Annotated in this window: 17 protein-coding genes; 6 read left to right on the plus strand and 11 right to left on the minus strand. The window is 65.0% G+C overall.

What is annotated here, in order from left to right; translation table 11 throughout:
* Positions 1-131: 131 nt before the first annotated feature.
* From ATO9_RS05795 to ATO9_RS05820, 7 genes are all read right to left on the minus strand, one after another.
* Positions 132-2,177 carry an acetyl-CoA carboxylase biotin carboxylase subunit gene (locus ATO9_RS05795; protein WP_043746601.1) on the minus strand — a complete coding sequence of 682 codons (2,046 nt, stop codon included), beginning with the start codon at positions 2,175-2,177 and terminating at the stop codon, positions 132-134.
* A 137-nt stretch (positions 2,178-2,314) separates the two neighbouring features.
* A complete protein-coding gene (locus ATO9_RS05800; RefSeq protein ID WP_043746604.1) occupies positions 2,315-2,524 on the minus strand; it encodes a hypothetical protein in 210 nt (69 codons plus the stop codon).
* A gap of 406 nt (positions 2,525-2,930) precedes the next feature.
* On the minus strand, positions 2,931-3,320 hold the full coding sequence (locus ATO9_RS05805) for a hypothetical protein (RefSeq protein WP_043746608.1): 390 nt from the start codon (positions 3,318-3,320) through the stop codon (positions 2,931-2,933).
* Positions 3,321-3,422: 102 nt separating this feature from the next.
* The gene (locus ATO9_RS24545; protein ID WP_202902111.1) at positions 3,423-3,563 is read right to left on the minus strand and encodes a hypothetical protein; all 141 of its coding nucleotides are present in this window, start codon (positions 3,561-3,563) and stop codon (positions 3,423-3,425) included.
* Between the two features lie 214 nt (positions 3,564-3,777).
* Entirely contained in the window at positions 3,778-4,194 is a 417-nt protein-coding gene (locus tag ATO9_RS05810; RefSeq protein WP_043746611.1) for a DUF6497 family protein, read from the minus strand.
* Positions 4,187-4,546 (minus strand): hypothetical protein, encoded by a 360-nt coding sequence (locus ATO9_RS05815; RefSeq protein WP_043746614.1) that lies wholly within the window; start codon positions 4,544-4,546, stop codon positions 4,187-4,189. Before ATO9_RS05815 ends, ATO9_RS05810 begins: the two co-directional genes overlap by 8 nt.
* A gap of 9 nt (positions 4,547-4,555) precedes the next feature.
* Positions 4,556-6,088 carry an acyl-CoA carboxylase subunit beta gene (locus tag ATO9_RS05820; protein WP_043746616.1) on the minus strand — a complete coding sequence of 511 codons (1,533 nt, stop codon included), beginning with the start codon at positions 6,086-6,088 and terminating at the stop codon, positions 4,556-4,558.
* Positions 6,089-6,332: 244 nt separating this feature from the next.
* Here ATO9_RS05820 and ATO9_RS05825 point away from each other — a divergent pair, with 244 nt between their 5' ends.
* Both ATO9_RS05825 and ATO9_RS05830 read left to right on the plus strand, forming a co-directional pair.
* Positions 6,333-7,547 (plus strand): multidrug effflux MFS transporter, encoded by a 1,215-nt coding sequence (locus tag ATO9_RS05825; protein ID WP_043746619.1) that lies wholly within the window; start codon positions 6,333-6,335, stop codon positions 7,545-7,547.
* Positions 7,548-7,634: 87 nt separating this feature from the next.
* Positions 7,635-9,035: a helix-turn-helix domain-containing protein gene (locus ATO9_RS05830; RefSeq protein ID WP_043746623.1), complete on the plus strand. Its 1,401-nt coding sequence runs from the start codon at positions 7,635-7,637 to the stop codon at positions 9,033-9,035.
* Here ATO9_RS05830 and ATO9_RS05835 read toward each other — a convergent pair.
* Positions 9,020-9,271, minus strand: coding sequence for an HP1242/YdcH family protein (locus ATO9_RS05835; RefSeq protein WP_043746626.1), 252 nt, complete (start codon positions 9,269-9,271; stop codon positions 9,020-9,022). The two genes, ATO9_RS05830 and ATO9_RS05835, sit on opposite strands and share 16 nt — an antisense overlap.
* 169 nt (positions 9,272-9,440) lie before the next feature.
* On the opposite strand from ATO9_RS05835, the gene ATO9_RS05840 reads away from it, so the two are divergent.
* On the plus strand, positions 9,441-10,229 hold the full coding sequence (locus ATO9_RS05840) for an SDR family oxidoreductase (RefSeq protein ID WP_043746628.1): 789 nt from the start codon (positions 9,441-9,443) through the stop codon (positions 10,227-10,229).
* Positions 10,230-10,486: 257 nt separating this feature from the next.
* Positions 10,487-11,260, plus strand: coding sequence for a GntR family transcriptional regulator (locus ATO9_RS05845; RefSeq protein ID WP_043746631.1), 774 nt, complete (start codon positions 10,487-10,489; stop codon positions 11,258-11,260).
* 229 nt (positions 11,261-11,489) lie between these two features.
* On the opposite strand, the gene ATO9_RS05850 is transcribed toward ATO9_RS05845, so the two are convergent.
* The 3 genes from ATO9_RS05850 to ATO9_RS05860 are packed head-to-tail and all read right to left on the minus strand — an operon-like array spanning position 11,490 to position 13,706.
* Positions 11,490-12,059 (minus strand): hemerythrin domain-containing protein, encoded by a 570-nt coding sequence (locus ATO9_RS05850; RefSeq protein WP_043746634.1) that lies wholly within the window; start codon positions 12,057-12,059, stop codon positions 11,490-11,492.
* Positions 12,060-12,114: 55 nt separating this feature from the next.
* Positions 12,115-13,020 (minus strand): DMT family transporter, encoded by a 906-nt coding sequence (locus ATO9_RS05855; RefSeq protein WP_043746637.1) that lies wholly within the window; start codon positions 13,018-13,020, stop codon positions 12,115-12,117.
* 56 nt (positions 13,021-13,076) lie between these two features.
* Positions 13,077-13,706, minus strand: a complete 630-nt coding sequence (locus ATO9_RS05860; protein WP_043746639.1) for a LysE/ArgO family amino acid transporter — start codon at positions 13,704-13,706, stop codon at positions 13,077-13,079.
* Positions 13,707-13,800: 94 nt separating this feature from the next.
* On the opposite strand from ATO9_RS05860, the gene ATO9_RS05865 reads away from it, so the two are divergent.
* Both ATO9_RS05865 and ATO9_RS05870 read left to right on the plus strand, forming a co-directional pair.
* Complete coding sequence (locus tag ATO9_RS05865; RefSeq protein ID WP_043746642.1) at positions 13,801-14,685, plus strand: LysR family transcriptional regulator ArgP; 885 nt, start codon at positions 13,801-13,803, stop codon at positions 14,683-14,685.
* A gap of 62 nt (positions 14,686-14,747) precedes the next feature.
* Positions 14,748-15,458, plus strand: a complete 711-nt coding sequence (locus ATO9_RS05870; protein WP_081979464.1) for a dienelactone hydrolase family protein — start codon at positions 14,748-14,750, stop codon at positions 15,456-15,458.
* Positions 15,459-15,472: the final 14 nt, after the last annotated feature.

Genomic DNA, 15,472 nt, shown 5'->3' on the forward strand with positions numbered 1-15,472 from the left:
CCCTTGGCAGAGAGACCCGTCTACACCCGAAACCTTGCGAAACCCTGTCACGCCGCCTGCAACCCGCCGGAGCGGGGCAAAACGAGCGTGGCTGGGGCCGCGCAGGGGATCGGGCCGGGTGCGGCATCGGCTTATTCGAACTCCATGATGACTTCGTCGACGGCCAGGCTGTCGCCCGGACCCGCGTTGATCTTGGTCACCACGGCCTTCTTCTCGGCGCGCAGGATGTTTTCCATCTTCATCGCCTCGATCGTGCAGAGCGCCTGGCCTTCCTGGACCTCCTGCCCCTCTTCCACGTCGACTTTGACGACGAGGCCCGGCATCGGGCAGAGCAGCATCTTGGAGGTGTCGGGCGCTTCCTTCTCGGGCATCAGGTCGGCCAGTTCGGCATGACGCGGCGACCGCACATGCACCTTCAGGTCCGCCCCACGCGACCGGATGCGGAACCCGTTGGTGATCTTGCCGACCTTCAGCACCAGCGGATCACCATCCACGGTCATCGAGGCCAGCGGTTTGCCCGGCGTCCAGTCGCCTTCGACCCGCACCGCGCCGTCATCGGCGAAGGTCACGGTCGCACCGTCATGGTCCGCGTCGATCGTCACGTCGAAACGCTGGCCCTGAAGGGTCACGACCCAGTCCGTGCCCACACGGCGTTCATGGTTGTCCATCCGGCCGGACACGCGGGTGCGCCGGATCTCGGCCACGCGGTTCATCGCGGCACAGGCGGCGGCGATGCGGCGCAGGGCCGGCGTCTGCAGTTCCACCCCTTCGAAGCCTTCGGGATATTCCTCGGCGATGAAGGCAGTGGTCATGTCGCCAGAGACGAATTTCGGGTGGTCCATCACGGCGGCGACGAAGGGCAGGTTGTGGCCGATCCCCTCGACCTCGAACGTATCCAGCGCCACGCGCATCGCCTCGATCGCCTCGGCACGGGACGGGGCCCAGGTGCAGAGCTTGGCGATCATCGGGTCGTAATACATGGAGATCTCGCCGCCCTCGTAGACGCCGGTATCGTTGCGCACGGCGGTCAGGCCCTCGGGCGCATCCCCCTGCCACTTGCCGGTCTTCAGCAGCGGGCCGGCGGCGATTTCCTGAGGCGGACGATAGCGGGTCAGACGGCCGATCGACGGCAGGAAGTTCCGATACGGGTCTTCGGCATACAGACGGTTCTCGATCGCCCAGCCGTTCAGCTGCACGTCGTCCTGGGTGATCGACAGCTTTTCGCCCGAGGCCACCAGGATCATCTGTTCGACCAGGTCGACGCCGGTGATCAGCTCGGTCACCGGGTGTTCCACCTGAAGGCGGGTGTTCATTTCCAGGAAGTAGAAGTTCTTGTCACCGTCGACGATGAATTCCACCGTCCCGGCAGAGGCATAGCCCACGGCCTTGGCCAGCGCGACGGCCTGTTCGCCCATGGCCTTGCGGGTCGCTTCGTCCAGGAAGGGCGACGGCGCCTCTTCGACGACCTTCTGGTTGCGGCGCTGGATCGAGCATTCGCGCTCGCCCAGGTAGATGCCGTTGCCGTGGCTGTCGCAGAGCACCTGGATTTCGATATGGCGCGGTTGCGTCACGAACTTCTCGATGAAGATCCGGTCGTCGCCAAAGGAATTCGCCGCCTCGTTCTTGGACGACTGGAAGCCCTCGCGCGCCTCGTCATCGTTCCAGGCGATCCGCATCCCCTTGCCGCCACCGCCGGCAGAGGCCTTGATCATCACCGGGTAGCCGATCTCTCCGCTGATCTTCACGGCTTCCTCGGCATCCTCGATCAGCCCCATGTAGCCGGGCACGGTCGACACGCCGGCCTCCTGCGCGATCTTCTTGGAGGTGATCTTGTCGCCCATGGCCTCGATCGCCTTGACCGGCGGGCCGACAAAGGCCACGCCCGTGGCCTCGAGCGCCTGGGCGAATTTCGGGTTCTCGGACAGGAAGCCATAGCCGGGATGCACGGCCTGCGCCCCGGTCCGCTTGATCGCATCCATCACCTTGTCGATGACGATGTAGGACTGGTTTGCGGGCGGCGGGCCGATATGCACCGCCTCGTCGGCCATTTCCACGTGGAGCGCGTTCTTGTCCGCATCCGAATAGATGGCCACGGTCTTGATCCCCATCTTCCGCGCGGTCTTCATCACGCGGCAGGCGATCTCGCCCCGGTTGGCGATCAGGATTTTGTCGAACATGTCAGTCCCTTCTTCCTTCTTGGCCCCGGACATCCCGTCGGGGCGTTTGGACACGCAAAACCCCCGCGGCAGCAGGGCTGCGCGGGGGCTCAAGGTTCAGTTGGCCGCGCCGGGAAACCCGACGGGCAAAAATGATGTTACTGGCAGGCGCCGGGGTTGGTCTGGCAATAGGCGACGTTGGCCGCTGCACCGACGAGGGCGCCCGTTCCGACGTTGCCATTGGTGACTGCGGCTGCACCGATACCGGTTGCACCACCGACCAGGGCCTGTTCGCCCACGGTCTGACCACATGCTGCGAGGCCTGCACAGGCGATCGTCGCGGCGACCCAAATCTTTGCTTTGCGCATTGTTCCGTTACTCCTGGTTGACTGCGTATCACCAGATTAACAGACCGCTTCGGAAAAGGTTCCAGCGACTTTTCGGACTCGGCCAAAAATTGCCGAGTCACAGTGGCTTGGCCCTGAAGCGGAAAAAAGGCGGGCGGTCTGATCTTGGGGACATCAGACCGCCCTGTTAGGGAAGGGTAACGGTATTGACATGTCGCCCCCGGGCCCGTCTTGGACACGCGAGCAACACAGTCAGTGTTGTCAATGATTCCGCGGCGGTCAAAGTTGGTTTTCCCACGACCCTTTTTCTGAGCCAAATCCTGCTCAACTTCGACGGCGCACGGCAAAATCGCGCTCAATCCAAACGCGTATCTGCTGCGCGAGCAGGCACTTAGCCGGAAACCGGCACGACGGACGGAACAGCGGATCACCACTCGTCCTCCTCGTCGTCTTCGGCATCATCCCACGCATCGTCTTCGAAGATCTGCGGAAAGCTCTGCCGGGCGACCTTTTCGTCCACCTGCAGCAGCGCGTCATAGCTGGCGGGATCAAAGGGATCCTCGGCCGCCACGACCTCCCGCCCGAACAGCCAACTGAGCCGGCCCGCATCCAGGTTGCCCCGCTCGAACGGTTCATCCCCGAAATGCGCCCAGAGCGCGCGCAGGAACCCTTCGTCCGCGCGACGGTCGGCGGGCTTGCGGTCGCGATAGCGTTCGCGCCGGGTGATCGGCGTGACCCCCTTGGGGTTGGCGCGACGGATTGTGAACTGGAAATCAGTGCCGGACAGGCGTCCGGGGAACCCACGATGCTTCAGCATGTCCGCACCTCCTTGGTCAGAGACACGGGCCCGGTCCGCGACAGGATCGACGCGACGGGCGGGGAAAACGGGGCCGGCCCGAAGGCCAGGCCCCGGGTCGTCTTACTTGTACTTGCCGGTGTAGACCGGTTCGACCGAAATCGGCTCGGGTGCGACTTCGACATATTCCGGTTCGGGCTGGGCACAGGCTGCCGCGAGTGCGACGAGACCGAGTGCCAGCGAGAATTTGATGCTCTTGGACATCTGTAGCTCCTGTTTGTTCTGCCAACCGTGCGCGGCCCGGCCGAGGCCAGGCTTTGCCGGTACGTGGTCGGCGCGTCTTGGGAAACGCCTTCACGGAGAATAGCCCAATTGTGTACGTTTTCATATGTTCCGTTGCGCGCGACCCTGCCCTGTGGCTGGAAAGACGCAACCGGGAATCCACCGGAACACCGCTTCTCAACATGTTGTGGACGCATCAGAACGCCTCCCAAATACAGGCCCCATTCTCGAGCCGGAACGCCTCGAAAAACTGGGTCACATCGGGTGCGGTTGAGCCGAATTCCACCGTTGCGGAGGCGATCGAGATCACCGCCTGGGACGCGATGAGCGCGTTTTCGCCGGCATATGTCAGGGCCTGTTCGGAACACAGCACTGCGAAATCCTCCTCCACGCTGGCATAGTTGTCGGGCGCCAGGTCCGGCGCCACGTAACGCAGCCGCAGCCAGAGCTGACCGTCAGGTTGCGGGTCTTCCAGAACCTCCTGAAGCGTCAGCACCAATCCTGACGGCACGGCCGGGATCCCCTCCTGACCCCGGGCCGTGGTCGCGGCAGCCAGGAAGGCCCCCATCACCGCGACGAAAACACATCTGCCGGGCGTGACGCGCTCAGACATGCGCGCGCCTCCCCGCATGGGCCAGCCAGCGCCGGCGATTGGCCGGATCGGCCAGAACCGCGGCGATCCGGGCCTCGGCCCCACCGGCTGCGCCGGTCCGGTCCAGCCGTCCACCGGCCGCGATCCGCAGGTCATCCCCGCTCCGGGCCACTAGCACCACCGGCGACAGGCCCCGCACATGGCGCAGCGCGCGCCACATGTCCTGGCGCACCTGGTGGGCCACCGCGCTGCGCGACACGGGCCGGTCCGCGGTCAGGACATCGTCCACCCGCAGATCGAACCGCACCGGCAGGTGCCGGGCCAGCGTGACCGCCTCCGCGTCACGCAGGATATGCCACCCCTGGCGCGCCATCCGGTCCCGTTACAGCGGAATGTTGTCGTGCTTTTTCCAGGGGTTCTGCAGCTTCTTGTTGCGCAGGCTGGCAAAGGCACGGGACACGCGCTTGCGGGTCGACCGGGGCTGGATCACCTCGTCGATGAAGCCCTTTTCGGCCGCCACGAACGGGTTGGCGAAACGGTCTTCGTAATTCTGGGTGCGCTCGGCGATCTTTTCGGCATCGCCCAGTTCGGAGCGATACAGGATCTCGACCGCGCCCTTGGCGCCCATCACCGCGATCTCTGCGGTCGGCCAGGCATAGTTGAAATCGCCGCGCAGATGCTTCGACGCCATCACGTCATAGGCACCGCCATAGGCCTTGCGGGTGATGACCGTGACCTTGGGCACCGTCGCCTCGCCATAGGCGAACAGCAGCTTCGCGCCGTGCTTGATGACGCCGCCATATTCCTGCGTCGTGCCGGGCAGGAAGCCGGGCACATCGACGAAGGTCAGGATCGGAATTTCGAAAGCATCGCAGAACCGCACGAAGCGCGCCGCCTTGCGCGAGCTGTCGATGTCGAGGCAGCCCGCCAGGACCATCGGCTGGTTCGCGACGACGCCCACGGTCTGGCCTTCCAGCCGGATGAAGCCGGTGATGATGTTCTTCGCGAAATCCTCCTGGATTTCGTAGAAATCACCCTCGTCCGCGACCTTCACGATCAGTTCCTTCATGTCGTAGGGCGAGTTGGCGTTTTCCGGCACCAGCGTGTCGAGGCTGGTTTCGATCCGGTCGGATTCGTCGAAGAAGGGACGTACCGGCGCCTTCTCGCGGTTGTTCAGCGGCAGGAAGTCGACCAGGCGGCGCACTTCGGACAGCGCCTCCACGTCGTTCTCGAACGCGCCGTCGGCGACCGAGGATTTCTTGGTGTGGGTCGATGCGCCGCCCAGTTCCTCGGCGGTCACGACCTCGTTCGTCACGGTCTTCACCACGTCGGGGCCGGTCACGAACATGTAGGAGCTGTCCTTCACCATGAAGATGAAGTCGGTCATCGCCGGCGAATAGACGGCACCACCGGCACAGGGCCCCATGATGACGGAGATCTGCGGCACCACGCCCGAAGCCATGATGTTGCGCTGGAAAACTTCCGCATACCCGGCGAGGGACGCGACACCCTCCTGGATGCGGGCCCCGCCGGAATCGTTGATGCCGATGACAGGTGCGCCGTTCTGCACGGCCATGTCCATGATCTTGCAGATCTTCTGGGCGTGGGTTTCGGACAGCGAACCGCCGAAGACGGTGAAGTCCTGGGAAAAGACATAGACCATGCGGCCGTTGATCGTGCCCCAGCCGGTGACGACGCCGTCGCCATAGGGGCGCTGTTCTTCCATGCCGAAATCGGTGCAGCGATGCGCGACGAAGGTGTCGAATTCCTCAAAGCTGTCGTGATCCAGCAGAACCTCGATCCGTTCGCGCGCGGTCAGCTTGCCCTTGGCGTGCTGGGCGTCGATCCGTTTCTGGCCACCGCCCAGACGGGCCGTTTCGCGGCGGTCTTGCAGCTCTTGAATGATGTCTTTCATCGCGGGTCTCTCCCCCTGGCAGGTCGCGTTTCGGGCCTTGCGGCCTCGGGCCGGCGCGGGGATCTCCCCGGCGCGGGCACAATCTGGCCGGACCATAAGAGCAGGACCGTCTCGAACAAAGGAAAATTCGGCAAATTTGCAAATTGTTGGCAAGCGGATCGCTGCTAATTGCAAAAATGCGAAGTTGCGGAAAACGCATGTGCCCAGCATGGACTTTTCCGCAGCCCGGTTCTAGCTCTCTGTAATGAGCCTCTCGACACCCCGCCGATACCTGCATAACGACAGTGCCCCGCACCTGTCCACGTTGATCCTGCTGGCCGGGATGACGGCCGTGGCGATGAACATCTTCCTGCCGTCGCTGCCCAAGATCGCCGACCATTTCGACACGCCCTACCGGGTCGTGCAGCTGTCGGTCGCGATCTTCCTGGCCACCAATGCAGTCATGCAGATCTTCATCGGGCCGCTGGCCGACAAGTTCGGCCGCCGTCCGCTGATCCTGGGCGGGCTCATCATCTTCTGCATCGCGACGCTGGGCTGCCTTTTCGCGCCCAACATCACCACCTTCCTCGCCTTCCGCATGCTGCAGGCGACCTGCGCGGTGGCGATGGTCCTGTCCCGCGCCGTGGTGCGCGACATGCACCCGGCGGACAAGGCAGCCTCGGTCATGGGTTACGTCACGATGGGCATGTCGATCGTGCCCATGGTCGCGCCGGCGCTTGGCGGCATGCTGGACCAGCTTTTCGGCTGGCAATCGACCTTCTGGGCGCTGTTCCTCTTCGGCCTCGTCGTGCTGGTGATCAGCTGGTACGACCTGGGCGAAACCGGCACGCCCAGCGAACTCAGCGTCATGGGCCAGTTCCGCGAATACCCCGAGCTTCTGACCTCGCCGCGCTTCTGGGGCTATTGCCTCGCCTCGGCCTTCTCGTCCGGGGCGTTCTTCGCCTTCCTGGGCGGTGCGCCCTATGTCGCAAGCGATGTCTTCGGCATGACCCCGGCGCAGTTCGGCTATTTCACCGCCTGTCCGGCCGTAGGCTATTTCCTCGGAAACTGGTTCACCGGCGTCGCCGCGACCCGCATCGGCACCAACCGGATGATCCTGTGGGGCACGCTGATCATCGGCGTCGCCATGTCGCTTGCTTTGCTGCTGGCTTATGCGGGGTTCGGCGGGCCGATCCTCTTCTTCGGCGTGATGGGCTTTGTCGGGATCGGCAACGGCATGACCATTCCCTCGGCCACCACCGGGATGCTGTCGGTGCGCCCGCACCTGGCCGGCACCGCTTCGGGCCTCGGCGGCACGATCATGATCGGCGGCGGCGCCATCCTGTCGGCCCTGGCCGGCACGCTGCTGACCGCCGGCACGGACGAAACCCCGCTGCTCTGGATCATGCTGCTGACCTCGGTCCTGGGCTTCATGGCCATCGTCCTGGTGATTTTTCGCGAACGCCAGCTCCGTCTATAACCGCTTGTTTACGACGATTTGCAAAGTTAGCGTCATCCGGCGGAGTGCGCCGTGCAAAACTTGCAAAGTCGTTAAGGCGGGATGGGAATGGGTACCAAGAAACTCTATGCCGGGGCCAAGCTTCGGGAAACGCGCCAGCGCCTTGGCCTGACGCAAAAGGATTTCGCGGCCAAGCTTGGCGTGTCGCTGCCCTATCTCAACCAGATGGAAAACAACAACCGGCCTGTCTCAACGACGGTGGTCCTGTCGCTGGCGCAGGAATTTGGCTTCGACGTCACCGAATTGTCGACCGGCGACAGCGAACGGCTGGTGTCGGACATGCGGGAGGCGATGGCCGATCCGGTCCTGGCCGACGCCGCGCCGCCCCTGTCGGACCTGCGGCTGACCGCCTCCAACGCACCGGCACTGGCCCGCGCCTTCCTGCATCTGCACCGCGCCTACCGGCAGACGCACGAGCGCCTCGCCTCCCTCGACGAGGCTTTGGGCCGCGAAGATGCCCGCACCCTGCCCTCGCCCTGGGACGAGGTGCGCGATTTCTTCCATTACTGCGACAATTACATCGACGCGGTGGACCGTGCGGCGGAAAACTTCGCTTCTCCCTCGGGCCCGGAAAAGAACATCCGCGTGCGCGCCGTCTCGGCGCTTGGCCACCTGGGCGTGGCAGTGCATTTCACAGACACCCCGGCGCTGCGCCATTACGACCCCGACACCAAGCGGCTGACCCTGTCGCGCGGGGCGGCAGCGGAAACCCAGACCTTCCAGCTGCTGCTGCAGGTCGCGCTTCTGGAACAGGACAAGCTGCTTGAGGCGACGCTGGATCTGGCCCGGTTCCAGTCCGACGCGGCCCGCGCCATCGCCAAGATCGGGCTGGCCAATTACTTCGCCGGGGCGGCGCTGATGCCCTATACCAGCTTCCTCGAAACCGCGCAGGAGGTCCGCCACGACCTGGAAATCCTGTCGCTGCGCTTCGGCGCCTCGATCGAACAGGTGGCGCACCGCCTGTCGACCCTGCAACGGCCCGGTGCCAAGGGCATCCCGTTCTTCTTCGTCCGCGTCGACCAGGCCGGCACGATCACCAAGCGGCATTCGGCCACGCGGCTGCAATTCGCCCGGTTCGGAGGGGCCTGCCCGCTGTGGAACGTGCACCGCGCCTTCGAAACGCCCGGCCGGTTCCTGCGGCAACTGGCGGAAACCCCGGATGGGGTGCGCTATATCTCGATCGCTCGGGATGTGTCGAAACCGGGCGGATCCTGGGGCGCGCCCGACCGCCGTTTTGCCATCGCCCTGGGCTGCGAAATCACCCACGCCCCGGCGCTGGTCTATGCCGACGACCTCGACCTGTCGCGGCCCGGCACCTTCGAACCGATCGGCATTTCCTGCCGGATCTGCGAACGCGAGCATTGCCACCAGAGGTCCGTTCCGCCGCTGGAACGGCGCCTGACCATCGACGTCAATGCCCGCGGTACGCTGCCTTACGAAGTCGGCTGAGTGTCCTTCAGGACGGCATAAAGCTTGTCCTTCAGCGCCCCGCGTTCCTTGCGCAGGGAAATCATCGCCAGATCCTCGATCGGCTCGATATTCGTCTCGGAGCGGTGAATCTGCCGGTTCAGCTCGTGATATTGCTCTGCCATCCGGGCAAAATGCGCATCCACGGATTTCAGCGTGGTGATCCGGTCGGCAAAATCCGGAAAGTCGTCGTGCAGTTCATGCGGTGTGTTGGACATGTCGTTCCCTTTCTTCCTGTCACGCCTCATCCAACCCGAATCGCGCGCGTCGCACCTTGACCCCGATCAAATCCCGCGCTCCGGTGCGGTGCGAAGCGCAATCCCGCTTTCGCCCTTGACCCCAATGGTCACACATGCGGAAATATCTTCCGCATAACGGGAGGACATCATGAATATCGACACGCTTTTCTCACTCGAAGGCAAGGTTGCCGTCATCACGGGCGGCTCGCGCGGGCTGGGCAAGCATTTCGCCCGGGCCTTCATCGCCTCGGGCGCCAAGGTCTACATCACGTCGCGCAAGGCCCCGGCCTGTTTCGAAACCGCCGAGGAACTGGGCGAGATGTGCATCCCCCTGCCCCACGACCTGTCGACCCTCGAGGGCATCGACGCCTTCGTGGCCGAGCTGAAGGAAAAGGAAGACCACGTCGATATCCTGATCAACAATGCCGGCGCCGCCTGGGGCGAGGATTACCTCGACTATTCCGAGGCCGGCTGGGACAAGACGATGGACCTGAACCTGAAGTCGCCGTTCTTCCTGACCCAGCGGATGCATGATCTGCTCAAGGCCAAGGCGACGAACGAGGACCCCTCGAAGGTGATCAATATCGCCTCCATCGACGGGCAGCGGCTGAACCCCTGGGAAACCTATGCCTACCACGCGTCGAAATCGGGGCTGATCTACCTGACGCGGCGGGTCGCTGCGCGCCTGATCGAGGACAATATCGTCGTCAACGCCATCGCACCGGGTGCCTTTGCCTCGGACATGAACCGCGCGGCACGCGATCATGGCGACGAGGTCGGCAAGCGGATCCCCTCCCGCCGGATCGGCACGGACGAGGATATCGCCGCCGCCGCCATCTACCTGGCGGCCCGGTCCGGCAATTACGTCGTCGGCCACACCCTGACCGTGGACGGCGGGCTGGTGAACGCCGCCATCGGCACCTCGATCGACGCCTGAGGGCCGCGCCACAGGTCGCGCTCTGACCCAAAGGCGCGCCTGCGGCGCATACGATTTGATCTTGCTCGGGCCGCAAGGGCCCTGGAGGGCTCAGGCCCTCCAGACCTCCCGTCCGGCCCGGGCATCGTGATCCGGATGGGTGCCGGGGCGGATTGCGCCCGAACCAGGAACAACCTGAAATTCTGGACCAAGCCGTCTAGCATGTGTCATGTATATGAATGAACTGATATGTCAGACTTACAGGACACGGCACGAACATGGCTAAACCGGAAGAGGGGCAGACCCGGCGTGGCCGTGGACGGGTTCAGATCGCGGCGCCGGCACTGGCCCCCGTCGATCCCGCATCCCGCGAACCCGCCGAACGGCAGGTCTACAGGATCATCCGCCAGGCGCTGATGCAGGGCCTGATCCCGCCCGGCGGCACCCTGACCAGCCGATCCCTTGCGCAACAGCTGAACGTTTCGACCCAGCCTGTCCGCGACGCGCTGAAACGGCTGGAGGCGGACGGCGTGCTGGTCGGTCGCCCGCAAAGTGGCTTCTACGTGCGCGACCTGGGCCAGTCCGAATTCGCGGAACTGACGGAGATTTGCGTGCGCCTCGAAGGGCTGGCCGCCCATAGGGCCGCCGCCTTCGTCACGAAGGACGACATCGCCACCCTGCGTCGGATGAACGACGCGTTCAGCCAAGCGGAGCATCTGCCAGACCTGCTTGACCTGAACTATCAGTTGCACTTCCTGATATATTCCAGGGCCCGCATGCCCCAATTGCTGAACATGATCCGCAACACGTGGGTCAAGATCGGACCGGCCCTGCATCACATCCCGATCACCGGCAAGGCGGAATTTGCAGCCATCCTGCACGCGGCCTGCATCGACGCGCTGGCCGCCCGCGACGGTGAGGCCGCCGAGGCCATGATCCGCGAGGACATCACCAAGACGTCGCAGATGATCATCACGCTTCTGCCCAGGCATGACGCCCCGTCATCCGGCCTGGCCGGACAACCGGACGAAACGGAATCCTTGTTCGACTGACTGGATCGGACTGGCTGCGTCGGACCGGCTGGCGCAAACCGCCCGCTTCGTCCGCATCAGCGCTTCGGAGCGGCCGGTTTTCTGCCTGTCACGTCATGTGACGGCGGCCCAGGTTACCGCAAATCGGTACGCAAGGAACGCGCGCAATCCGCCCCAAGGATACGCACCGCACATCACCCAACCTTGGCAAGTCGGTCACAGACGCCTACCCGGCTTCGGACAAACCCGCTTATTCCAGCGCGGCGCCGTATTCCAGGATTACCGGCACGACGAGGTCTTCTTCGTCATCCAGATGCCGGTGCAGGAAGGTGCGGAAGGCCCGCTGCGCTTCCAGTAGCGTCACGGCCTCCTTCTCGTCATCCTCTCCGGCGGCGATCTTGCGCAGCACGGCGTTCGTGCTTTCGGCCAGCGCATGGATGTGCCCGTCCAGCGCGTGATGATCGCGGTCCAGGATCTCGAACCCCTGCTCCAGCCGGCTATCCAGCGGGATGAATTGCGGGAAGTAGTGGTGATCCTCGATCTGGTGATGCCCGTGCAACTGGTTCAGGAAAGCCGAGGTGTAATGCTGCATTTCGCGCCCATAGCGCGGATTGGCGCCGTCCAGCCGCTTTTCCGTCCCTTCGACCAGCAGGTCGTTCAGCTGCCGAAACATGCCGTGCCGTTCCAGCCAGAAGGCCGTCAGCTGGTTGAAATTGGGATGCCCCTGCCACTCTGCCTTCGGGTAGAGATCGGCCAGGACACGCAGATGCGGGGGCAGGCCCTTGCGGGCATCAAGCGCGAGCGGATCGGGATCGGTCATGGTCGAAGTCTAGCCCTCTGCCCCCCGCCGTCCAGAGCCATCACCCTGCATCAGCTCACATTTTCTGTGCGGGAACCGGGGGTGTCACCTGCCGCTTCTTCACCTGAGCCTCGCGCCAGGTGATGAAACTGATCGCGCTGATGATCATCACGCCACCCACGACCACCCAGGGATCGACCGGTTCGCCAAAGAAGATGGCCCCCAGCGACACCGCCCAGACCAGTTGCAGGAAGGTCACCGGCTGCGTCACCGTGATCGGCGCGGCCCGGAACCCCAATGTCATCACGTAATGGCCCAGCGTGGCGAAGATCGCGATGACGAACAGCACCAGCAATTGCCAGGCCGTCGGCACGACCCAGACCGGCGCCGCCATAGGGATCAGCCCGATCGTCACCCAGGCCGACAGCATCGTCACCACCGTCACCGGGTCGGTTTCGTCCGTCATGTGCTTGGCCAGCATGTAGGATCCGGCAAAGACCAGCGCCGCGATCAGCATGGCGTAATGCCCTGCCCCGATCTCGCGAAAGCCCGGCCGCAGGATGATCAGCGCCCCGATCAGCGCCACCACCACCGCCAGGATGCGCCGCAGGGCCAGCTTTTCGCCCAGGAACAGCGCCGCCCCGATGGTCACGTAGATCGGCGAGAGGTAGTTCATCGCCGTCACGTCCGCCAGGGGGATGCGCGCCATGGCATAGAACCACAGCGCCACACCCACGGCGTGCAGCGCGCCGCGCGCGATGAAGAACAGCCATTGCCCACGGCTCAGCCGGATCCGCAGGATCTGGCGCAGCGCCGGCACCAGCAGGATAAGGCCCAATGCGTAGCGCAGGAACGCCGCTTCGGGCGCGGGCACGACGGGGCCAAGATACTTGACCCCCGCATTGACCAGAACGAACAGAAGCCCGGCGGCAAAGGTCCACAGGACGCCCTCGACAGGCCGGGAATTGGCTGCTGATAACATGTATTCTGGGTGCCACGCCCGGGAACTGACCGCAAGGTCAAATCATCAAGGTCAAATCATCTGGCGACCAGCGTATAGGCGATGGCGAACATCACCAAAGCGATGACCAGGTCCAGAATGCGCCACGCCACGGGTCGGGCAAAGACCGGCCGCAGCAGCCCCGCCCCATAGCCCAGCGCGGCGAAGAACAGCATCGACGCCGTCGCGCCGCCCAGGATGAAGCCCTGCTTGTTCTCGTAGGGCGCCGACACCGCACCCATCAGCGCCATCGTGTCCAGGTAGACATGCGGATTGCCCCAGGTCAGCGCCAAACATGTGGCCACCACGCGGCCCAGCCCCTCGCCGCCGCCACGCGCCTGGTCCAGCACCTGTCCGCCCCGCCAGGCGGACCGCAGGGTCAGCGCCCCGTAGACCAGCAGGAACCCCGCGCCGCCGTATCGCATCGCCGGCTCCAGCCAGGGCAGACGCGCGGCCAAAGTGCCAAAGCCCAGCACACCGGCGGTGATCAGAACCGCGTCCGACACCCCGCAGATCAGCACAACGGCGGTCACGTGCTCCTGCCGCAGACCCTGGCGCAGGACAAAGGCGTTCTGCGCGCCGATTGCCACGATCAGCGACAAACCCAACCCGAAGGCTGCCAGGAAGGCGCGTAGAAAATCAGGCTCTAATGCAGGTGAATTGGGCATTCTGGGGCCTTTCCGGGTGGCGGGTCGGCCTTCGGATAGGCGCTGCACTCAAGTAAGTGTAGCGAATAATCCTAAAGCTGGATAAGCATTGCTAATGTTCGACTACACCCAGCTTGCCACCCTGTCCGCGATCCTGCGCCATGGCGCCTTTGACGCCGCGGCGGTCGAACTTGGCATCACCCAATCTGCCGTGTCCCAGCGGCTCCGGGCGCTGGAGGACCGGGTCGGCCAGCCGCTGGTGCAACGCGGCACGCCCTGCACCGGCACCGCCCTTGGCCAGCGCCTCGCCCGCCACGCCGAAGAGGTCGGGCTGATGGAAAGCCGCCTTGCCGCAACCGCCGGGCTGGACCGCGCGGGGCCGCGCCGGGTGCGGATCGCCGTCAATGCCGACAGCCTCGCCGCGTGGATCCTGCCCGCCCTCGCGGATGCCCAGGCCGCCGCGCCGGACCTGCTCTTCGATCTGATCGTGGATGACGAAAGCCATTCCGCCAGCTGGCTCCGCGCGGGCGAGGTCACAGCCGCCGTCACCAGCACCGAGGCGCCCCCGACCGGCTGCGACAGCCATCCGCTGGGGCAGCTGCGCTACCTCGCCGTGGCCAGCCCCGACTGGGTCGCCCGGCATTGCCCCGACGGGGTGACCGGCGACGCGCTGCGCCGGGCGCCCTGCATGACCTTCGACCCGAAGGACCGGTTGCAGATGCGCTGGCTGGATCGCGAATTCGGCCCGGGCAAGCCGCCACCCACCCATTTCCTGCCCTCGCCCCGCGCCTTCCACGACGGCGCGCTGCTGGGGCTGGGCTGGGGCATGAACCCCGAACCGCTGATCCGCGACGACCTCGCCGCAGGTCGGCTGGTCCCGCTGCGCCCGGACCGGCCGCTGGATCAGGCGCTTTACTGGCAGGTGTCGCGCCGCATGGCCCCGGCCATCGCCGTTCTGACCCAGTCGGTGCGCAAAACGGCAAGGCTGCATCTGCATTGACCCCGCACCGCGTCGCGCCCACTCTCGCGCCGAATGACTCGTCCAGGACGCGGGAGGTCGCGATGACGCAAGGCACCAATCACCCCTACATGTGCAACGGCACGGAATGCATCGGCTACCTAGCCCTGCCCGACGGCGATGGCCCGGCGCCGGGTATCCTCGTCTCGCCTGCCTTCATGGGGCTGTCGGACACCGAACGCGCCGCCTGTGACCGGTTGGCCGCGCAGGGCTATGTCGCGCTTGGCGTCGACTATTATTCTGGCGGCACCCTGGCCAAGGATCGCGAAGAGGCGGCCTCCCTGATGGCCGAGATGCAGAACAACCGCCCCCTTCTGGCCGAACGGATGCAGGGCGCGCTGGCCGAACTGGCCGCCCAGCCCCGCACCAAGGGGCAGAAGCTGGGGGCCATGGGCTATTGCTTCGGCGGCAAGTCGGTGCTCGACCTCGCCCGCATCGGGGCAGAGTTTGCCGCCGGTGTCTCGCTCCACGGGGTCTATGACGCGCCGCCCTCCGGCTCGCAGAGGATGCACCCGGCGCTGCTGATCCTGCATGGCTGGGATGACCCGCTCTGCCCGCCCGACGCGACCGTCGCCCTCGCCGCCGAGATGACCGAACATTGCGACGACTGGCAGATCCTGTCCTTCGGCGCGACTGGCCATGCCTTCACCAATCCCAAGGCCGCCCCCGGCAACGGCTTCGGCTATTCGGAAAAAGCCGCCAAACGGTCCTGGCGCGCCCTATCGGACTTCTTCGAGGACGAGCTGCGCAGCTAGGGCCCGACAGGTCA

Source organism: Pseudooceanicola atlanticus, from assembly GCF_000768315.1.
GTDB classification, from domain to species: Bacteria; Pseudomonadota; Alphaproteobacteria; order Rhodobacterales; family Rhodobacteraceae; genus Pseudooceanicola; species Pseudooceanicola atlanticus.

What these genes read in the sequence shown, in the direction of transcription:
- ATO9_RS05815 (WP_043746614.1), bottom strand. Translation starts at nt 4,546, where the DNA reads ATGGCGCGCCAGGGGTGGCATATCCTGCGTGACGCGGAGGCGGTCACG.
- ATO9_RS05820 (WP_043746616.1), bottom strand. Translation starts at nt 6,088, where the DNA reads ATGAAAGACATCATTCAAGAGCTGCAAGACCGCCGCGAAACGGCCCGT.
- ATO9_RS05805 (WP_043746608.1), bottom strand. Translation starts at nt 3,320, where the DNA reads ATGCTGAAGCATCGTGGGTTCCCCGGACGCCTGTCCGGCACTGATTTC.
- ATO9_RS05850 (WP_043746634.1), bottom strand. Translation starts at nt 12,059, where the DNA reads ATGACCGATCCCGATCCGCTCGCGCTTGATGCCCGCAAGGGCCTGCCC.
- ATO9_RS05835 (WP_043746626.1), bottom strand. Translation starts at nt 9,271, where the DNA reads ATGTCCAACACACCGCATGAACTGCACGACGACTTTCCGGATTTTGCC.
- ATO9_RS05830 (WP_043746623.1), top strand. Translation starts at nt 7,635, where the DNA reads ATGGGTACCAAGAAACTCTATGCCGGGGCCAAGCTTCGGGAAACGCGC.
- ATO9_RS05800 (WP_043746604.1), bottom strand. Translation starts at nt 2,524, where the DNA reads ATGCGCAAAGCAAAGATTTGGGTCGCCGCGACGATCGCCTGTGCAGGC.
- ATO9_RS05845 (WP_043746631.1), top strand. Translation starts at nt 10,487, where the DNA reads ATGGCTAAACCGGAAGAGGGGCAGACCCGGCGTGGCCGTGGACGGGTT.
- ATO9_RS05795 (WP_043746601.1), bottom strand. Translation starts at nt 2,177, where the DNA reads ATGTTCGACAAAATCCTGATCGCCAACCGGGGCGAGATCGCCTGCCGC.
- ATO9_RS24545 (WP_202902111.1), bottom strand. Translation starts at nt 3,563, where the DNA reads ATGTCCAAGAGCATCAAATTCTCGCTGGCACTCGGTCTCGTCGCACTC.
- ATO9_RS05855 (WP_043746637.1), bottom strand. Translation starts at nt 13,020, where the DNA reads ATGTTATCAGCAGCCAATTCCCGGCCTGTCGAGGGCGTCCTGTGGACC.
- ATO9_RS05870 (WP_081979464.1), top strand. Translation starts at nt 14,748, where the DNA reads ATGACGCAAGGCACCAATCACCCCTACATGTGCAACGGCACGGAATGC.
- ATO9_RS05860 (WP_043746639.1), bottom strand. Translation starts at nt 13,706, where the DNA reads ATGCCCAATTCACCTGCATTAGAGCCTGATTTTCTACGCGCCTTCCTG.
- ATO9_RS05810 (WP_043746611.1), bottom strand. Translation starts at nt 4,194, where the DNA reads ATGTCTGAGCGCGTCACGCCCGGCAGATGTGTTTTCGTCGCGGTGATG.
- ATO9_RS05840 (WP_043746628.1), top strand. Translation starts at nt 9,441, where the DNA reads ATGAATATCGACACGCTTTTCTCACTCGAAGGCAAGGTTGCCGTCATC.
- ATO9_RS05865 (WP_043746642.1), top strand. Translation starts at nt 13,801, where the DNA reads ATGTTCGACTACACCCAGCTTGCCACCCTGTCCGCGATCCTGCGCCAT.
- ATO9_RS05825 (WP_043746619.1), top strand. Translation starts at nt 6,333, where the DNA reads ATGAGCCTCTCGACACCCCGCCGATACCTGCATAACGACAGTGCCCCG.